The following is a 16,225-nucleotide window of genomic DNA, read 5'->3' on the forward strand; positions in this document are numbered from 1 at the left end:
TGCACTAAATTCGAAACCAGCTAAAAAAGTCCTCCCAACCCACGGGGTGGGCGGAAGAACCAGTTCAACCAATTAAAATAATTGGTATCAATAAACTTGGCACACTATTGAGTTCTCAAACAACAGACTGCTTCCGGCACCGGCAGGCTCAGATCCAGGGGATCTTCCGCTCTGCGTCGCTCCGGAGCAACTTTTCAATCTTACCGCCCTGATCTGCAGCTGTCAAAACGGCTGTTCGTCCGTCCGGCGAACCGGGTGAAGCCTAAGGTCCGTGACGCTCAGCTGTTCTCGTTGCCTCGATCAGCGCGGGTATTAACTCTAGCACGATTTCGGGGACACCCTCGCCGGCCCCCGAAGGTTGTTCGGGGGCCGGCGAGGATCGCGCTCCGCTGCGGAGCTGATGACCGGCCCGTGACCGGCGCGTGGCCAGCGCCGGGCCGGTCCTGCGCCTGGCCAGCCGTAGGTTCGGCGCTCGGTTAGACGCCCTTCGGCTTCAGATACAGCACGCCCAAGGGAGGAACGGTCAGTGTGGCGGAGGCGGGCTGTCCGTTGCAGGCGCCTTCCACGGCGGTCACCACTCCCATGTTTCCAACCCCTGAGCCGCCAAATTCCGCGGCGTCAGTGTTGAGCGCCTCCACCCACTCGCCGGCCCAGGGCAGGCCGAGCCGGAAGTTCTCGTGCGGAGTGCCGGCGAAGTTCGCGATGCACACCAGCGGGTTGCCCTGGTGGTCGTACCGGATGAATGACAGCGCGTTGAGGGCGCCGTCGTTCTCGTTGATCCACTGGAACCCTGCCGGCTCGTTGTCGCGGTCAAACAGGGCCGGAGTGTTCCGGTAAATCTCGTTGAGCTGCCGCACGAGCAGCTGCACGCCCTTATGCTGCGGCGTATCCGTCAGGTACCAGTCCAGGCCGTACTGCTCGGACCATTCGGCTTCCTGGCCGAATTCGGTCCCCATGAAGATCAGCTGCTTGCCCGGATGCGCCCATTGGAAGGCCAGGTAGGCGCGCAGGTTGGCCAGCTGCTGCCAGCGGTCGCCGGGCATCTTGCGCAGCAGGGAGCCCTTGCCGTGCACAACCTCGTCGTGGCTGATCGGCAGCAGGAAGTTCTCCGTGTAGGCGTAGACCAGGGAGAACGTGAGCTTGGCGTGGTGATACATCCGGTTGATGGGGTCCTCGGACATGTACTCCAAGGTGTCGTGCATCCAGCCCATGTTCCATTTCAGGCCAAAGCCGAGTCCGCCGCTGCTGGTGGGCTGAGTCACTCCCGGGAATGCAGTGGATTCCTCGGCGATCATGACGATGCCGGGCACCCTGCGGTAGGCGGTGGCATTGACTTCCTGGAGGAAGGAAATGGCCTCGAGGTTTTCCCGCCCACCGTAAATGTTGGGGCTCCACTGGCCTTCCGGCCGCGAGTAGTCCAGGTAGAGCATGGACGCCACGGCATCCACCCGGAGCCCGTCTATGTGGAACTCCTCCAGCCAGTAAATCGCGTTGGCCACGAGGAAGTTGCGTACCTCGCGGCGGCCGAAGTCGAAGACCAGCGTTCCCCAGTCGGGCTGCTCTCCGCGGAACGGGTCGCCGTGCTCGTAGAGCGTCTGGCCGTCGAATTTCGCCAGCGCCCATTCGTCCTTGGGGAAGTGGCCGGGGACCCAGTCCAGGATGACTCCGATGCCGGCCTGATGCAGTTTGTCCACCAGGTAGCGGAAATCGTCCGGGTGCCCGAACCGAGCGGTCGGAGCGAAATAGGAAGTGATCTGGTAGCCCCAGGACCCGCCGAACGGATGCTCGGCCACGGGCATGAACTCCACGTGGGTGAATCCCTGCCACGTCACGTACTCCGTCAGCTGGTCAGCCAACTGGCGGTAGTCCAGGCCCAGGCGCCAGGATCCCAAATGAACTTCGTAAACGCTCATCGGCGCGTTGTGGGGGTCGCGGGCTGCGCGGGCTTCCATCCACTCGCTGTCCTGGAAAACGTAAGTGGACTCAACGACCCGTGAACCGGTCAGCGGCGGCGTTTCCGTGCCCTGCGCCATGGGGTCGGCCTTTTCCCGCCAGATCCCGTCGCTGCCAAGGATTTCGTACTTGTACCGGGCACCGGGGCGGACGTCGGGAATGAAAATCTCCCAGACACCGGATCCGCCGAGTGAACGCATCGCATTGATCGTCCCGTCCCAGCCATTGAAGTCGCCCTTGACACGCACTGCCTGGGCGTTTGGCGCCCACACCGCGAAACTGACGCCGTCGATGTTGCCGAGAATCGACTTGTAATGGTGCAGGTTGGCACCGAGCACCGTCCACAGCTTCTCGTGCCGGCCCTCACCAATGAGGTGCAGGTCGATTTCCCCCAGGGAAGGCAGGAATCGGTAGGGGTCGTCGAAGAGCTGGGGTTCCAGTCCTTCATACGTGACTTCGAGCCGGTAGTCGGGAACCTGGCCGGGCCGTTCCGCGGGAAGCGTGCCCACCCAAATGCCGTTGTGTTCGTGTTCCAGCCGGATCCGCCCCGCGGGTGTCACGGCAGCGACCGCCTTGGCGAGCGGGCGCAGGGTACGGATGGTTACCAGGCCCTGGTCGTCGAGATGGGCGCCAAGAATCGCATGCGGCTGGTAATACCGGCCTTCGGAAACCGCCTGCAGGACATCTGACGGGACGGGCAGCGGGTTACGGTGTGCCGGCGCCGCACTTGCGGCAGCGGGAACGACGGCGCCATCCGGCTGGGCGGGCAACACGGGTTCCGTGGTTCCCTCCGCAGCATCGGGGCGCGCGGGCGAGACGGGGTCCGTGGTGGGGTTCGTCTCGGGATCGGGCTGCGGGGTCTTATTCACTGAATCTTCTTCCTGCCTGCTCGTCCCGTAGGCCTGCTTGCGTGCCTGTTCGAGAATCTGCCGCACGGCAGCAACGGGCACACGGATCCAATCGGGACGGTTGCGGATTTCATAAACAACTTCGTAGAGGGCCTTGTCGAGCCAAAGGGCCAGGTACAGCGGATCGCTGCGGTTGATCTGCGTGCCGGTTTCCTTCTCATAACCGCGCAGGAACGCCTCAGAGGCCGTCGCAGCCCAGCGCGCGGCCTCGAGGTCTCGGCGCTGCTGCTTGCGGGACCCGGACGCAGCGCCCCCGTCGTCCGCAGCGGCGCCCTCAACGAGCGACACACCGGCGGCGTAGTCGATGGAACGGAGCATGCCCACCACGTCACGCAGGGGAACGTCCGGGACGCTGCGCTCCTCGGCCGGCCGCAGCGGCTCGCCCTCGAAATCCAGGACCATCCAGCCGTGGCTGCCGGATTTCAGGACCTGGCCCAGATGGTAATCGGCATGGATGCGCTGGAGGTTGGGCAGTGTCTCGAGACCGGCGATCTGCCGGAGCAGATACTCCAACGGTTCGTCGTACTCCCCCACGTAGCTCCGGGCTTCCTTCCAGGCCCACCGGATGCGGTTGCCCAGGGACTCCAGGAACTCGGAGCGCTCTGCGGCGCTGGGCGGCTGGCTGCCGAAGGCCTGCGCCAACTGGCGGTGAATCCGGCCGGTCACCGCTCCGAGCTCTTCCGCCTCGGCGGTGAAATCGGACGTATTCAGCGCAGCCGCGGAGGCGGTGCGCCAGGCGTCTTCACTGTTGGGAATGAACTCCCGCAGCACGCTCAGGTGCCCGGTGACCCAGGTATCGCCGTCGGCCGCCAGCGGATCGCGCCAGCTGCCGGTGACCCAGCCGAGGGTGGCCGGCACATCGCGGGAGCCCGCGGCCGTCAGTTTCGCGCTGACCTCGACGTCCGGGCTCACGCCCGCGGCCAGGACTCGGTAGAACTTCACGATCAGCTGGCTGGGTTCGACGGGAACCACCACCGAGGTGTTCGACTGCTCGCCCTTCATCAACTTGGCGGGAACGGTTTCCGCAAACGGCGGCCACTGTTCAAAGCCGCCCAGCGCGACGCCGTGCGTGTGCCCGTCGACGGTCGCCGACTGGGTGCGCATCAGCTCCAGCCATGCAGTCACGAACACCGGGTCGGCGGCGCCGTCGTACAGCCAGCGCTCCCCGAGTTCCTGGTGCTGCGCCCGCCCCAGCAGGGAGGCGGCCAGCTCCGGAACCGGTGCACCGTGATAACTGACGGGAACACTGACGATGTCGGTGCGCTGGCCCGAGCTGACGGCAATGAGGTGAACCTCCAGCTCCACCAGGCCGGCGGGATCTTCCAGCCGGATGCCGCCCACCCGGTCCAGGGTGACGTCCCGGCCCTTCGCAGGGAACCAGCGCTGCTCCGGAAGCCACGCTGTCAGCAGTTCAGGCAGGGACGGCGTCAGCTTGGTCATTTTTTCACTGCCTCCGAAATGGGAATCAGGGGAATCGCTTCAGTTGCGGGCGAGGACATGTTGGATTTCGGCGAACGCAGCCGCAGCCAGTAGAAGTCGTGGCTGCCCAGGGTCAGGGTTACCGAACCGTCTGCGCCGAAGGCGGGGAACGGAGTTCCGCCGAACGCGTCGCGCAGGCCCCGGCCGGCAAATTCCGGCAGGCTTACCGTGGCGGAAACGGGGTGCTGGGACAGGTTGAAGATGCAGAACATGACTTCCCCGACCTCACCCTCGGGGTTGTCCGCCGGCAGCTCGCGCAGGAACGCCAGCACCGATTCGGCTTCGGTGGGAACGTTCCGGTAGGAGCCCAAACCGAACGCGGGATGCGTCCGGCGCACCATGATCATCTGCCGGATCCAGTGCAGGAGCGAGCTGGAGCTGGCCAGCTGCGCTTCAACGTTCACGTGGTTGTAGTGGTAAACCAGCGACTGCACCACCGGCAGGTACAGCTTGCCGGGATCGGCGGTGGAGAATCCGGCGTTGCGGTCGGGGTTCCACTGCATGGGCGTGCGGGACGAATCACGGTCCTCGAGCCAGATGTTGTCGCCCATGCCCAGCTCGTCACCGTAGTACAGGAAGGGACTTCCCGGCAGCGAGAGCAGCAGTGCGTGGATGAGTTCGATTTCCGACCGCGAGTTGTCCAGCAGCGGAGCCAGCCGGCGGCGGATACCGATGTTGGCCCGCATGCGCGAATCCGGGGCATACCAGCCGAGCATCGCCTGGCGTTCCTCGTTGGTCACCATCTCCAGCGTCAGCTCGTCATGGTTGCGCAGGAAGGTGCCCCACTGGGCCCCTGCCGGAATCGCCGGGGTTTCCTCCATCGTCTGCACAATGGGGGCGGCTTTCTGGTCGCGCAGCGCGTAGAACAGACGGGGCATGATCGGGAAGTGGAAGGCCATGTGGCATTCCGCTCCGGTTTCGTCGCCGAAGTACTCCACGACTTCGTGCGGCATCTGGTTGGCCTCGGCGACGATCACGCGGCCGGGGTAGTTCTCGTCCACCATTGTGCGCAGGTCCTTGAGGAACCGGTGGGTGGCCGGCAGGTTCTCGCAGTTGGTGCCGTCTTCTTCAAACAGGTACGGGATCGCATCGGCGCGGAAACCGTCGATGCCCTGGTCGAGCCAGAACCGGACGACGTCGAAAATCGCCTCCACGACCTTGGGGTTCTCGAAGTTCAGGTCCGGCTGGTGGCTGAAGAACCGGTGCCAGTAGAACTGGCGCCGCACAGGGTCGAAGGCCCAGTTGGACTCTTCGGTGTCCACGAAGATGATCCGTGCGTCTTCGTACTTCTGGTCGGTGTCCGACCAGACGTAGAAGTCCCCGTACGGGCCTTCCGGGTCATTGCGGGACTCCTCGAACCAGGGATGCTTGTCGGAGGTGTGGTTCAGCGGCAGGTCGATGATGACCCGGACGCCGCGGGCGTGGGCTTCTGCCACCAGCCGCTTGAAGTCGCTGATGGTGCCGAACTCGTCCAGGACGTCGTAGTAGTCGGAGATGTCATAGCCGCCGTCGCGCAGCGGCGACTTGAAGAACGGAGGCAGCCAGAGGCAGTCCACGCCCAGCCACTGCAGATAGTCAAGCTTGTCGATCAGGCCGGTGAAATCGCCGGAGCCGTCTCCGTTGGCGTCCGAGAAGCCGCGGACCAGCACCTCGTAGAAAACCGCCTTGCGGTACCAATGCGGGTCATTGGTGAGACCGGGTGCGTGCAGCTGAAACGGGTTGGGCACTAGGAGTTCCTCCGGATTGACAGGATGTGGGCGGGCTCGAAATGGGCGTCAAGCCGGACATAGTTTTCGGCTCCCCAGCGCCAGCTTTGACCGCTGATGAGGTCATCCACCCAGAACGTGCCGTCCTCGTTGAAGTCTTCAGGGTTCAGGTGCAGGGCTGCCAGGTCCAGGGAGACCGTGCATTCCCGGGCGCTGTGGGGGTCGGTGTTGACTACGATGATCAGGGTATCCCGACTCGACGGGTCCGCTGGGCGGACCTGTTTGTGTTTGGAATAGACCACTGTGGCTTCGTCGGTGCTGGAATGCACTGTCAGGTTCTGCAGGTCCCCGAGCGCCGGGTGGAAGCGGCGGATATCATTGAGCCGCGTGATGTAGGGAACCAGGCTGCGGCCCTCGGCGATGGCGCCGGCGAAGTCCCGCTGCTTGTACTCGAACTTCTCATTGTCGATGTACTCTTCGGCGCCGGGGCGGGCCACGTGTTCGTACAGCTCATAGCCGGCGTACATTCCCCACAGCGGGCTGGCGGTGGAGGCCAGAACGGCGCGGATCTTGAATGCGCCTGGTCCGCCGTACTGCAGGAACTCGGTCAGGATGTCAGGGGTGTTCACGAAGAAGTTCGGCCGGAAGAATGCCGCCGTTTCCGACGAGACCTCGGTGAAGTACTCCTCCAGTTCCTGGCGGGTGTTGCGCCAGGTGAAGTACGTGTAGGACTGCTGGAAGCCGGCCATGCCCAGGGCGTGCATGACCGCCGGGCGGGTGAAGGCCTCGGCCAGGAAAATCACGTCAGGATGCTTGTCGTTGACCGACTTGATCAACCACTCCCAGAACTTCAGCGGTTTGGTGTGCGGGTTGTCGACGCGGAAGATCTTGACTCCGTGCCCGATCCACATCAGCACGATGCGGAGTATTTCCTCCGACAGCCCGGTGTAATCGTTGTCGAAGTTCAGCGGATAGATGTCCTGATACTTCTTCGGCGGGTTCTCGGCGTACGCGATCGAGCCGTCCACGCGTGTGGTGAACCACTCCGGATGGCTGCTGACCCACGGGTGGTCCGGGGAGGCCTGCAGCGCCAGGTCAATGGCCACTTCGAGGTTGAGCTCGCGTGCGGTGTCCACGAAGGCATCGAAGTCGGCGAAGGTGCCCAGATCAGGGTGGATGGCGTCGTGTCCGCCTTCAGGCGAGCCGATGGCCCAGGGCGAGCCCGGATCCAGCGGGCCGGCGACCAGGGTGTTGTTCGGCCCCTTCCGGTGGGTGGTGCCGATGGGATGGACCGGAGGCAGGTAGATGACGTCGAAGCCCATGCCGGCAACCCGTTCCAGGCTGCGCGCCGCCGTCCGGAACGTCCCCGAGGTCCACTCGCGGGTGGCGGGGTCCTGGATGGCGCCTTCGGAGCGGGGAAAGAACTCGTACCAGGCGCCGCGCCCGGCCAGCTCGCGTTCCACGCGGATGGGATAGCGCGGGCTGCTCGTCACCAGGTCCCGGAGCGGTTCCCGGCTCAGGGCGGCCAGCACGGCATCGGTTGCGGCAGCCGCAAAACGTTCCTCAACGGGCAGCGTGGAGTCTGCGAGCGCCGCGCCGGCGGCGGCCAGCACTGCGGCGTCGCCTTCACTGCGTCCGTCCCCTGACCCGCGCTGCGCTGCAGCTGACTCAAAAAGTGCCGCGCCTTCGGCGAGCATCAGTTCCACGTCCACGCCGGCGTTGATCTTCACTTCGGCATTGTGGTGCCAGGTGCCGTACAGATCGGCCCAGCCTTCGACGGCGAAACTCCAGTCGCCGGTGCTTTCCGGCCGCAGCAAGCCGCCCCAGCGGTCCAGGCCGATTCCCACGGGATCCAAGCGGACCCGTTGCACTTCCCGGCCTTCGGGGTCATAGAGGACGGCGCTGACTCCCACAAGGTCGTGGCCCTCACGGAACACCGTGGCCCCTACTACGAGGTCTTCTCCGGGAATGGCTTTGGCCGGGATGCGGCCGCATTCCACCACCGGGGTCACATTGATGATGGGAATCCGGCCGAACCGGAGTTCCTCGGCGGACAGGTCTTTGGATGGCATCGCACTGGAACTGGTCACAGACTAGACGTTAGCGATAATCGGGGCAGATTGCTAAGCCAACGTACTTTCCGGTGTTTTTGCGCCGGTGGTGCAGTGTATTGCGTTTATTCCGCGGCCCCTGCGGAGCTTGCGGGCCTGGATGTCATTTCGCTGTTTCTTTCGCTCAAGCATCCCTTTTGGCCTGGGGTTTGCGCTACCGTAATCCGGGTGAAGGCAATTCGAAGGTTTACCGTCCGGACAGTCCTCCCCGACAGCATTGCCCCGCTGAGCAAGCTGGCCTCTAACCTGCGGTGGTCCTGGCATGAGCCCACCACGCGGCTTTTCGCCGACCTGGATCCCGCTGCCTGGCAGGCGAGCGGCCGGGATCCGGTTAAGTTCCTAGGTTCCGTCAGCCGCGCCAGCCTGGAGCGAATGGCGAGCGACGCCGGCCTGGTGGAACGGATCCAAGCCCTTGGCGCCGATCTTGACACCTATCTGGATGATCCCCGCTGGTATCAGACCCTCGGTGACGACGCCCCCAGGTCCATCGCCTACTTCTCCCCCGAATACGGGATCAGCGCCGTGCTGCCGCAGTATTCCGGCGGTCTGGGCATCCTCGCCGGCGACCACTTGAAAGCCGCTTCGGATCTGGGTGTGCCGCTGGTCGCCGTCGGGCTGCTCTACCAGGCCGGATACTTCAAGCAGGCGCTGTCCCGCGACGGGTGGCAGCTCGAGACGTACCCCGTCCTGGACCCCAACGGCCTGCCGCTGACCCTGCTCCGTGAAGAAGACGGCACGCCGGCCCGCGTGAGCCTTCCCCTGCCCAACAACCGGCGGCTTTCCGCGCAGATCTGGCGGGCCGACGTCGGACGCGTTCCCCTGCTGCTGCTGGATTCGGATGTGACCGGAAATGACGACGCCGCCCGCGGCATCACCGACCGGCTGTACGGCGGCGGCGGCGATCACCGGCTGCAGCAGGAGTTGCTGCTGGGCATGGGCGGAATCAAGGCGCTGCGGGTGCATGAACGGCTGTCCGGAAGCCCCGCACCGGAAGTTTTCCACACCAACGAGGGCCACGCAGGATTCCTGGGCGTCGAGCGGATCCGGGAACTCATGGACAACGGCATGGGCTGGGAGGAAGCCCTGACGGTCAGCCGCTCCAACACCGTGTTCACCACCCACACACCCGTTCCGGCCGGCATCGACCGCTTTGACCAGGCCCAGATCCGGCATTTCTTCAGCGCCGGCCTCGCGCAGTCAGTGCCCACGGACAAGGTGCTGGGGCTGGGAGCCGAAACGTACTCGGGCGGAGACCCGGCGAAGTTCAACATGGCGGTGATGGGGCTGCGCCTGGCGCAGCGGGCCAACGGCGTGGCCAAGCTTCACGGAGAAGTTTCCCGGGACATGTTCTCCGGTCTGTGGCCGGGGTTCGACGTCGCGGAGGTTCCGATCACGTCCGTCACCAACGGCGTGCATGTGCCGTCCTGGGTGGATCCGGAACTGACCAAGCTGGCCAGGGAAAAGTTCGGCGTGGAAACGGTCCACGACCGCGACTGGAGCCGCGCCTACGAGATCAGCGACCAGGACCTGTGGGATCTGCGCCGGCGCCTGCGCTCGAACCTGATAACCGACGTCCGGCGGCGGGTGCGGTCCGCATGGCGCAAGCGCGGGGCCACTAACCCCGAGCTGGCGTGGACCGAGAACGTCCTGGACCCCGACGTCCTGACCATTGGATTTGCCCGCCGCGTCCCCACCTACAAGCGGCTGACCCTGATGCTGCGGGATCCCGTCCGGCTGAAGGCGCTGCTGCTGCATCCTACGCATCCCATCCAAGTGGTGGTCGCGGGCAAGTCGCATCCTGCCGATGAACAGGGGAAGCGGATGATCCAGGACCTCGTCCGGTTCACTGACGATCCCGAGGTCCGGCACCGGATCGTGTTCCTGCCCAACTACGACATCGCCATGGCCCGCACCCTGTTCCCGGGCTGTGACGTCTGGCTGAATAATCCGCTGCGGCCGCTGGAGGCCTCCGGCACCTCCGGCATGAAGTCAGCGATCAACGGCGGCCTGAACCTTTCCGTCCTGGACGGCTGGTGGGACGAAATGTTCGACGGCGACAACGGTTGGGCCATTCCCTCGGCCAATCCCACCAAGGGTGCGTACACCCGGGAGATGTACGACCCGGACCAGCGCGATGATCTGGAAGCCTCGGCGCTCTATGACCTGTTGGAGAATTCCGTCACGCCCCTGTTCTACGGCAAGGAACCCCCCGCCTCCGCCGGCGCCGCGGGCCCGTCCGACGCCCCGTCCGGGGCCCTGCCGAGTGAGTGGCTGGAAATGGTCAAGCACACGCTCGCCGACCTCGGGCCCGCAGTATCGGCCAACCGCATGCTGCGTGAATATGTGAACCGGTTGTACCGCCCGGCCGGACAGTCCGGGCGCGCCGCGTCCGCTGACAACTTCGCCGCGGCCAAGGACCTGGCCGCCTGGATCACCCGGATCCGCGACGGCTGGTCCGGGGTTTCGGTGGAGCGTGTGGATTCGATCGGCATCACCGACGATCCGCAGATCGGCGACCAGCTCACGGTGCAGGCCTACGTGTCCCTGGGGTCCCTGCGCCCGGAGGACGTCAGCGTGGAGGTGGCCTACGGCAAGGCGCTGGAAAACGACCAGCTCAGCGACCCCCGCACCACGGAACTGGACCAGGCGGAGGATCTGGGGTCCGGGCGGCACCTCTTTTCGGGCACCATCGGCATTGAGCACGCCGGCCCCTTCGGCTACACCGTACGGGTCCTCCCGGTGCACCCGGGCCTGGCTTCCAAGGCCGAGCTGGGCCTGGTGGCCAACGCCTAGGCGCGGTAGAGGCTGACGGAGTTGGCGGGGAGGACGTCCTTCTCGCCGCCGCGGCGCTGTCCACCGGTGCGCGCCTGAGCGTCGGCGGCAGTGCTGAGCAGCAATTCGTACGAGTGGTCTTCGTCGCGGACGGCGCCCGAGCCGCGCAGCGCCAGCGCATCCGGCAGGACGATGTCCGTGTCTTCCAGCGACCCGTTCAGCACAAACAGGCCGTTGAGCTCCCCGGCAGGCGAGCCGACCAGCAGCTGGACCACCCGGGTGCCGGGATCCTGCCACTTGTCCTGCGCCATGGGCTGCCCGTCTGCGTCGAACCAGAGCAGCGAGGTTCCCCGCGAGTCGGCGGGGAACCGGTACGGCTGGGAGGCCAGGAAATACTGCCGCAGGCGCAGGAGCGTGCGCGTGAACTCCAGCATCCGCTCCGCCTCCGGGTCCAGGTCCCAGTGCAGCCAGGTGAGGGGGCCGTCCTGGCAGTACGCGTTGTTGTTGCCCTGCTGGGTGCGTCCCAGCTCGTCGCCGGCAGTGATCATCGGAACGCCCAGGGACATCAGCAGTGTGGCCATGAGGTTCCGTGCGGTCTGGGCACGCCGGACAGCTATCTGTTCGTCGGCTGCCGGGCCCTCTGCTCCGTGGTTGTAGCTGCGGTTTTCGCTGTTTCCGTCCCGGTTTCCTTCGCCGTTGGCCTCGTTGTGCTTGTGTTCATACGCCGTGAGGTCCGCGAGGGTAAACCCGTCGTGGGCGGTAACCAGGTTAATCGAGGACAGCGCGGTGCGGCCGGAGCCGGCGAAAAGGTCGGCGGAACCGGCCAGCGATCCGGCAATCCGGGCCACGGAGCCGCCCGTGCCGCCGGCGGCCAGTGCCGCCTGGTCCCGCAGCCAGAAGTCCCTGGTGGTATCCCGGAACCGGTCGTTCCAGTCAGCCCAGCCCGGCGGGAAGTTGCCGGTCTGCCAGCCGTCCGGCCCAATGTCCCAGGGTTCGGCAATCAACTTGATTTCGTTCAGCGCGGGGTCCGCCGCCAGGGCGATGAGGAAGGGGTGCCGCCGGTCGAACGCGCCGTCGGCGCCGCGGCAGAGCGCAGGGGCCAAATCGAACCGGAAACCGTCCACCTGGTACTCCTGCACCCAGTGGCGCAGCGAGTCCAGGGCCATTTGAATGACCCGCGGCTCACTGAAGTCCAGGGTGTTGCCGCAGCCGGTGGTATCGACGTAACCTCCTTCGCCGTCGTGGCGGTAGTAGCGTTCGTCGCCGAGTCCCCGCCAGCTCAGCGGCGGCTGGTCCCGGGTTCCTTCGGCCGTGTGGTTGTACACCACGTCCAGGAGAACCTCGAGGCCGCCCTCGTGCAGGGACTTGACCATGCCCTTGAACTCGTCCTGCACGGCCTTGGCGCCGGCGGCCTGCGCGGCCCGGGTGGCGTACCCGGCGTGCGGCGCGAAGAAGCCCAGGGTGTTGTAGCCCCAGTAGTTGCCCAGTCCCAGCTTCCGCAGGTGCTCCTCATCGGTGTGGAAGTGGACCGGCAGCAGCTCCACGGAGGTAATCCCCAGCCGCTGGAGGTAGTCCACCATGACCGGATGCCCAAAGCCCGCGTACGTGCCCCGAAGCTCCTCGGGGATCCCGGGATGGAGCATGGTCTGTCCGCGGACGTGCGCCTCGTAGATGACGGTGTCGCGCCAGGGAATGTGCGGTTGCCGCGAGGAACCCCAGTCAAAAGCGGAGTCGACGTGCACGGAGAAGTACAGCGGCACGTCGCCGGAGACCGGAATCTCGTCAATGCCGCGCCCGTACGGATCCAGCAGCAGCTGGAAGGTGCCCGGCTCCCCGGGCACCTCCTTCCCCTGCGGCCAGAACCCGTAGCGGCCGCCATGGGACAGGCCCGTGACGCGCCCGTGGTGGATGCCCGCGACATACTCGCCCAGGGGCTCCGAGGTCCAGATCCCCGGAGCCTTCTCGAAATAGACGTCGACGCCGGCAAGCCCCGGCGCATAGACGGAGACGTTAACGGTTCCCGGCACTTCATCGACGCCGGGAACCGAAGTCCTCACGCCCAAGGGGAACGGCCGGGAAGCACGCCGCGCGGCGGCTTGGCCCTGCGGAATACTGGTCAGGTCTGCCATGCTGCCTCTCGGACTGCTCCGCTGCGGTTTAGGCGGAACGCTGCCGTGAAATCTCGTACAGGCTGATGCCCACCGCCATGGAAGCATTCAGCGATTCCATGGCCGAATCGATGGGAATGGACACGATCTGGTCGCAGTTTTCGCGGACCAGGCGGGACAGGCCCTTGCCTTCGGAACCCACAACGATGCAGATCGGATCCTTGGCCAGGACAATGTTCGGCAGCGACACGTCGCCGTCGCCATCCAGGCCGAGCACGAAGATGCCCATTTTCTTGAAGGCCTTCAACGCACTGTTCAGGTTGCCGGCGCGGGCGACCGGCACGCGGACGGCTGCGCCTGCGCTGGTCTTCCAGGCGGAGGCGGTCATGCCCACGGCCCGGCGTTCCGGCACGATGACGCCGTGCGCGCTGAACGCTGATGCGGAGCGGATGATCGCGCCGAGGTTGCGCGGGTCGGTGATGCCGTCCAGCGCCACGAACAGCGGGGCGTTGCGGATGTGCCCCTTCCTCCAAGCCTCGATGGTTTCCTGGGCAAGGTCCATGGGATCGGCGTAGTCGTACGGCGGGATCTGCAGGACAAGGCCCTGGTGCACGGCCTCGTTGGTCATGCGGTCCAGCTCGGGCTTGTGGGTCTCCATGACGGGCAGGCCGCGGTCGGCCGCCATCTTCAGGGATTCGCGGACACGGTCGTCCATGTCGATCCGCACGGCCACATGCAGGGCCTTGGCGGGGATGCCGGCGCGCAGTGCTTCCACGACGGAGTTGCGGCCGGTGACGACTTCCTCAGCCACCTTGCCGCGGACGTTGGTGCCGCTGCGGCCACCGGCTGCGCGGGTGTCGCCGCCGCGCTTGGCTGCCGAGCGCTCGGCAAGCTGCTTGTTCTTGAATGCCTTGTGGTAGGGGCGCTCTTCAGCCTTGGGTGTGGGTCCTTTACCCTCAAGAGCCTTGCGGCCCAATCCACCGGTGCCCCCGCTGGGGCCCTTTTTGGCTTTACGCATTGCGCCGGGACGTCCGTTGTTGGCCATCGATTACACCTTAAACCTAGAAGAAAGCATTACTTCTAGTTTACGCAGGCTCCCGGGCCGCCGCTGCACACGCGTTGGGAGTGTACTCCCAAAGCTAAATCAGGCCCTAACCGGGGCCTGGTTCCGGGTCTCCGTTCAGCCCGCGGCCAGGGTCCAGCTGGCCCCGTCCGGGGTGTCCTCCACTGTGATGCCGGCCGCGGCCAGTGAATCCCGGATGGCGTCGGCGCGGGCCCAGTCCTTCGCGGCGCGGGCGGCGCGCCGCTCTTCCAGCTGCGCCTGGATCAAGGTGTCCAGCGCCCGGTGCTCGGGCCCGGCGGAGCGTGCGGGCTGCTGCACGGCGTCGAGTCCCAGTGCCGCGGTCATGGTGAGCACCGCGTGCAGGGCCTCCCGGGCCGCTGCAACATTTCCCTCGGCGAGTGCCGTGTTGCCGGCGCGGACCGTTTCGTGCAGGACGGCGAGGGCCTGCGGCACATTGAGGTCATCGTCCATGGCCTCGGCGAAGGCCGCCGGCATGGAACCGCTGCTCGGGACGAAGCCGGAGTCGCCGGTGCCGTGAACCCTGGCTCGGGCCTTGCTGATGAAGGTGTCGATGCGCTCGACGGCGGCCGCGGCTTCCTGCAGGGAGGTGGGCCGGTAGTCCAGCACGGACCGGTAGTGGGCCTGGCCCAGGTAATAGCGCACCACTCGCGGTGAGGCCTCGCGGAGCATTTCCGCGGGGCTGACGGTGTTGCCGATGGATTTGGACATCTTCTCGCCCTCGAAGGTGACCATGCCGTTGTGCATCCAGAAACTGGCGAAACCGTCGCCGGCCGCCTGCGACTGCGCCATCTCGTTCTCGTGGTGCGGGAAGCGCAGGTCCAGGCCCCCGCCGTGGATGTCGAACTGCGGGCCGAGGTACTTCGTGACCATGGCCGAGCACTCCAGATGCCAGCCCGGGCGGCCCTTGCCCCAGGGGCTGTCCCATGCCGCGGTTTCGGGCTCGCCCTCCTTGTGGCCCTTCCACAGCGCAAAGTCGCGCGGGTCGCGCTTGCCGCGGGGGCCGGCGTCGGGCGCTGCCTGCATGTCGTCAATGTTCTGCCGGGTCAGTGAGCCGTACTTGTTCCAAGACCGGACATCGAAGTAGACGTCGCCGGACTCGTCCAGCGCGGGGTAGGCGTGGCCGGCGTCGATGAGGCGGCTGATGAGCGTGTGCATTTCCGGAATGTGGCCGGTGGCGCGGGGCTCGTAGGTGGGCCGCTGCACGCCGAGGGTGTCGTAGGCTGCTGCGAATTCCTGCTCAAAGCGGTAGGCCAGCGCCCACCACGGCTCGTCGGGAACGACGCCGGCCGACGATTCGGCGCCCACCGAGTCCGCGGCCTTGGCCAGGATCTTGTCGTCGATGTCGGTGACGTTCCGGACCGTGGTGACGCGGAAGCCGCGCCACTGCAGCCACCGGGTGAGCTGGTCGAACACAATGGCGGAGCGGATGTGCCCCACGTGCGGCATGCCCTGCACGGTGGCGCCGCAGTAGTACAGGCTCACCTCGCCCTCCTTCAGGGGAACGAAGTCGCGGACCTGCGCAGTTGCGGTGTCATAGAATCTCAAGCTCACCGCTCTAGGCTATCGCGCCTTCCGGGCCGCGCCGGGCCTTCTATGACGCAAAGGTACCCTCGACCCGCACGACGACGGCGGTTGCCACCGCGGCGATGCCCTCGCCGCGGCCGGTGAAGCCGAGGCCGTCGGTGGTGGTGGCCGAGACGCTGACCGGGGCTTGGGCCGCTCCGCTCAGGATTGCTTCGGCTTCGGCGCGGCGCGGCGCGAACTTGGGCCGGTTGCCGATCAGCTGGACAGCAATGTTGCCGATCTCGAATCCCGCACCGCGGACGATCCGTGCCGCTTCCGCCAACAGGGTGGTGCCCGAGGCGCCGGCATATTCGGGCCGGTCGGTGCCGAAGTGGGTGCCCAGGTCACCGAGTCCGGCTGCGGAGAACAGTGCGTCGGCCGCGGCGTGGGCCACCGGGTCGCCGTCGGAGTGGCCGGCCAGGCCGCGCTCGCCGTCCCAAAGGACTCCTGCCACCCACAGCGGGCGCGGGGCGTCGTCGGGCGCGAAGGCGTGAACGTCAACGCCGACGCCGGTGCGGGGAAGGTTCACAGCTGCCATCGG

General features: G+C 66.1%; 8 protein-coding genes. 1 reads left to right on the forward strand and 7 read right to left on the reverse strand.

Going from position 1 to position 16,225, the window contains the following annotated elements; all coding sequences use genetic code 11:
- Positions 1-476: 476 nt before the first annotated feature.
- The 3 genes from glgB to QNO00_RS14250 are packed head-to-tail and all read right to left on the reverse strand — an operon-like array spanning position 477 to position 8,118.
- A complete protein-coding gene (gene glgB / locus QNO00_RS14240; protein ID WP_284024980.1) occupies positions 477-4,301 on the reverse strand; it encodes a 1,4-alpha-glucan branching protein GlgB in 3,825 nt (1,274 codons plus the stop codon).
- Positions 4,298-6,067, reverse strand: coding sequence for a maltose alpha-D-glucosyltransferase (gene treS, locus QNO00_RS14245; RefSeq protein ID WP_229968060.1), 1,770 nt, complete (start codon positions 6,065-6,067; stop codon positions 4,298-4,300). The genes glgB and treS overlap by 4 nt, the downstream gene beginning before the upstream one ends.
- The gene (locus tag QNO00_RS14250) at positions 6,067-8,118 is read right to left on the reverse strand and encodes an alpha-1,4-glucan--maltose-1-phosphate maltosyltransferase (protein ID WP_229968068.1); all 2,052 of its coding nucleotides are present in this window, start codon (positions 8,116-8,118) and stop codon (positions 6,067-6,069) included. Before QNO00_RS14250 ends, treS begins: the two co-directional genes overlap by 1 nt.
- Positions 8,119-8,325: 207 nt before the next feature.
- Between QNO00_RS14250 and glgP the strand changes: the two genes are divergently transcribed.
- Positions 8,326-10,950 carry an alpha-glucan family phosphorylase gene (gene glgP, locus QNO00_RS14255; RefSeq protein WP_284024981.1) on the forward strand — a complete coding sequence of 875 codons (2,625 nt, stop codon included), beginning with the start codon at positions 8,326-8,328 and terminating at the stop codon, positions 10,948-10,950.
- Here glgP and glgX read toward each other — a convergent pair.
- From glgX to ispF, 4 genes are all read right to left on the reverse strand, one after another.
- Positions 10,947-13,058, reverse strand: a complete 2,112-nt coding sequence (glgX, locus tag QNO00_RS14260; RefSeq protein WP_284024982.1) for a glycogen debranching protein GlgX — start codon at positions 13,056-13,058, stop codon at positions 10,947-10,949. The two genes, glgP and glgX, sit on opposite strands and share 4 nt — an antisense overlap.
- 28 nt (positions 13,059-13,086) lie before the next feature.
- Complete coding sequence (rlmB, locus tag QNO00_RS14265; protein WP_229968054.1) at positions 13,087-14,082, reverse strand: 23S rRNA (guanosine(2251)-2'-O)-methyltransferase RlmB; 996 nt, start codon at positions 14,080-14,082, stop codon at positions 13,087-13,089.
- A 135-nt stretch (positions 14,083-14,217) separates the two neighbouring features.
- Positions 14,218-15,672: a cysteine--tRNA ligase gene (gene cysS / locus QNO00_RS14270; RefSeq protein ID WP_284024983.1), complete on the reverse strand. Its 1,455-nt coding sequence runs from the start codon at positions 15,670-15,672 to the stop codon at positions 14,218-14,220.
- A gap of 40 nt (positions 15,673-15,712) precedes the next feature.
- Entirely contained in the window at positions 15,713-16,222 is a 510-nt protein-coding gene (gene ispF, locus QNO00_RS14275; RefSeq protein WP_229968050.1) for a 2-C-methyl-D-erythritol 2,4-cyclodiphosphate synthase, read from the reverse strand.
- Positions 16,223-16,225: the final 3 nt, after the last annotated feature.

This window comes from Arthrobacter sp. zg-Y1219, from assembly GCF_030125545.1.
Classification (GTDB): Bacteria; Actinomycetota; Actinomycetes; order Actinomycetales; family Micrococcaceae; genus Arthrobacter_B.

Bases quoted from the DNA above. Each gene is read 5' to 3' on its own strand.
- QNO00_RS14250 (WP_229968068.1), bottom strand. From the start codon at position 8,118: ATGCCATCCAAAGACCTGTCCGCCGAGGAACTCCGGTTCGGCCGGATT.
- rlmB (WP_229968054.1), bottom strand. From the start codon at position 14,082: ATGGCCAACAACGGACGTCCCGGCGCAATGCGTAAAGCCAAAAAGGGC.
- glgB (WP_284024980.1), bottom strand. From the start codon at position 4,301: ATGACCAAGCTGACGCCGTCCCTGCCTGAACTGCTGACAGCGTGGCTT.
- glgX (WP_284024982.1), bottom strand. From the start codon at position 13,058: ATGGCAGACCTGACCAGTATTCCGCAGGGCCAAGCCGCCGCGCGGCGT.
- ispF (WP_229968050.1), bottom strand. From the start codon at position 16,222: ATGGCAGCTGTGAACCTTCCCCGCACCGGCGTCGGCGTTGACGTTCAC.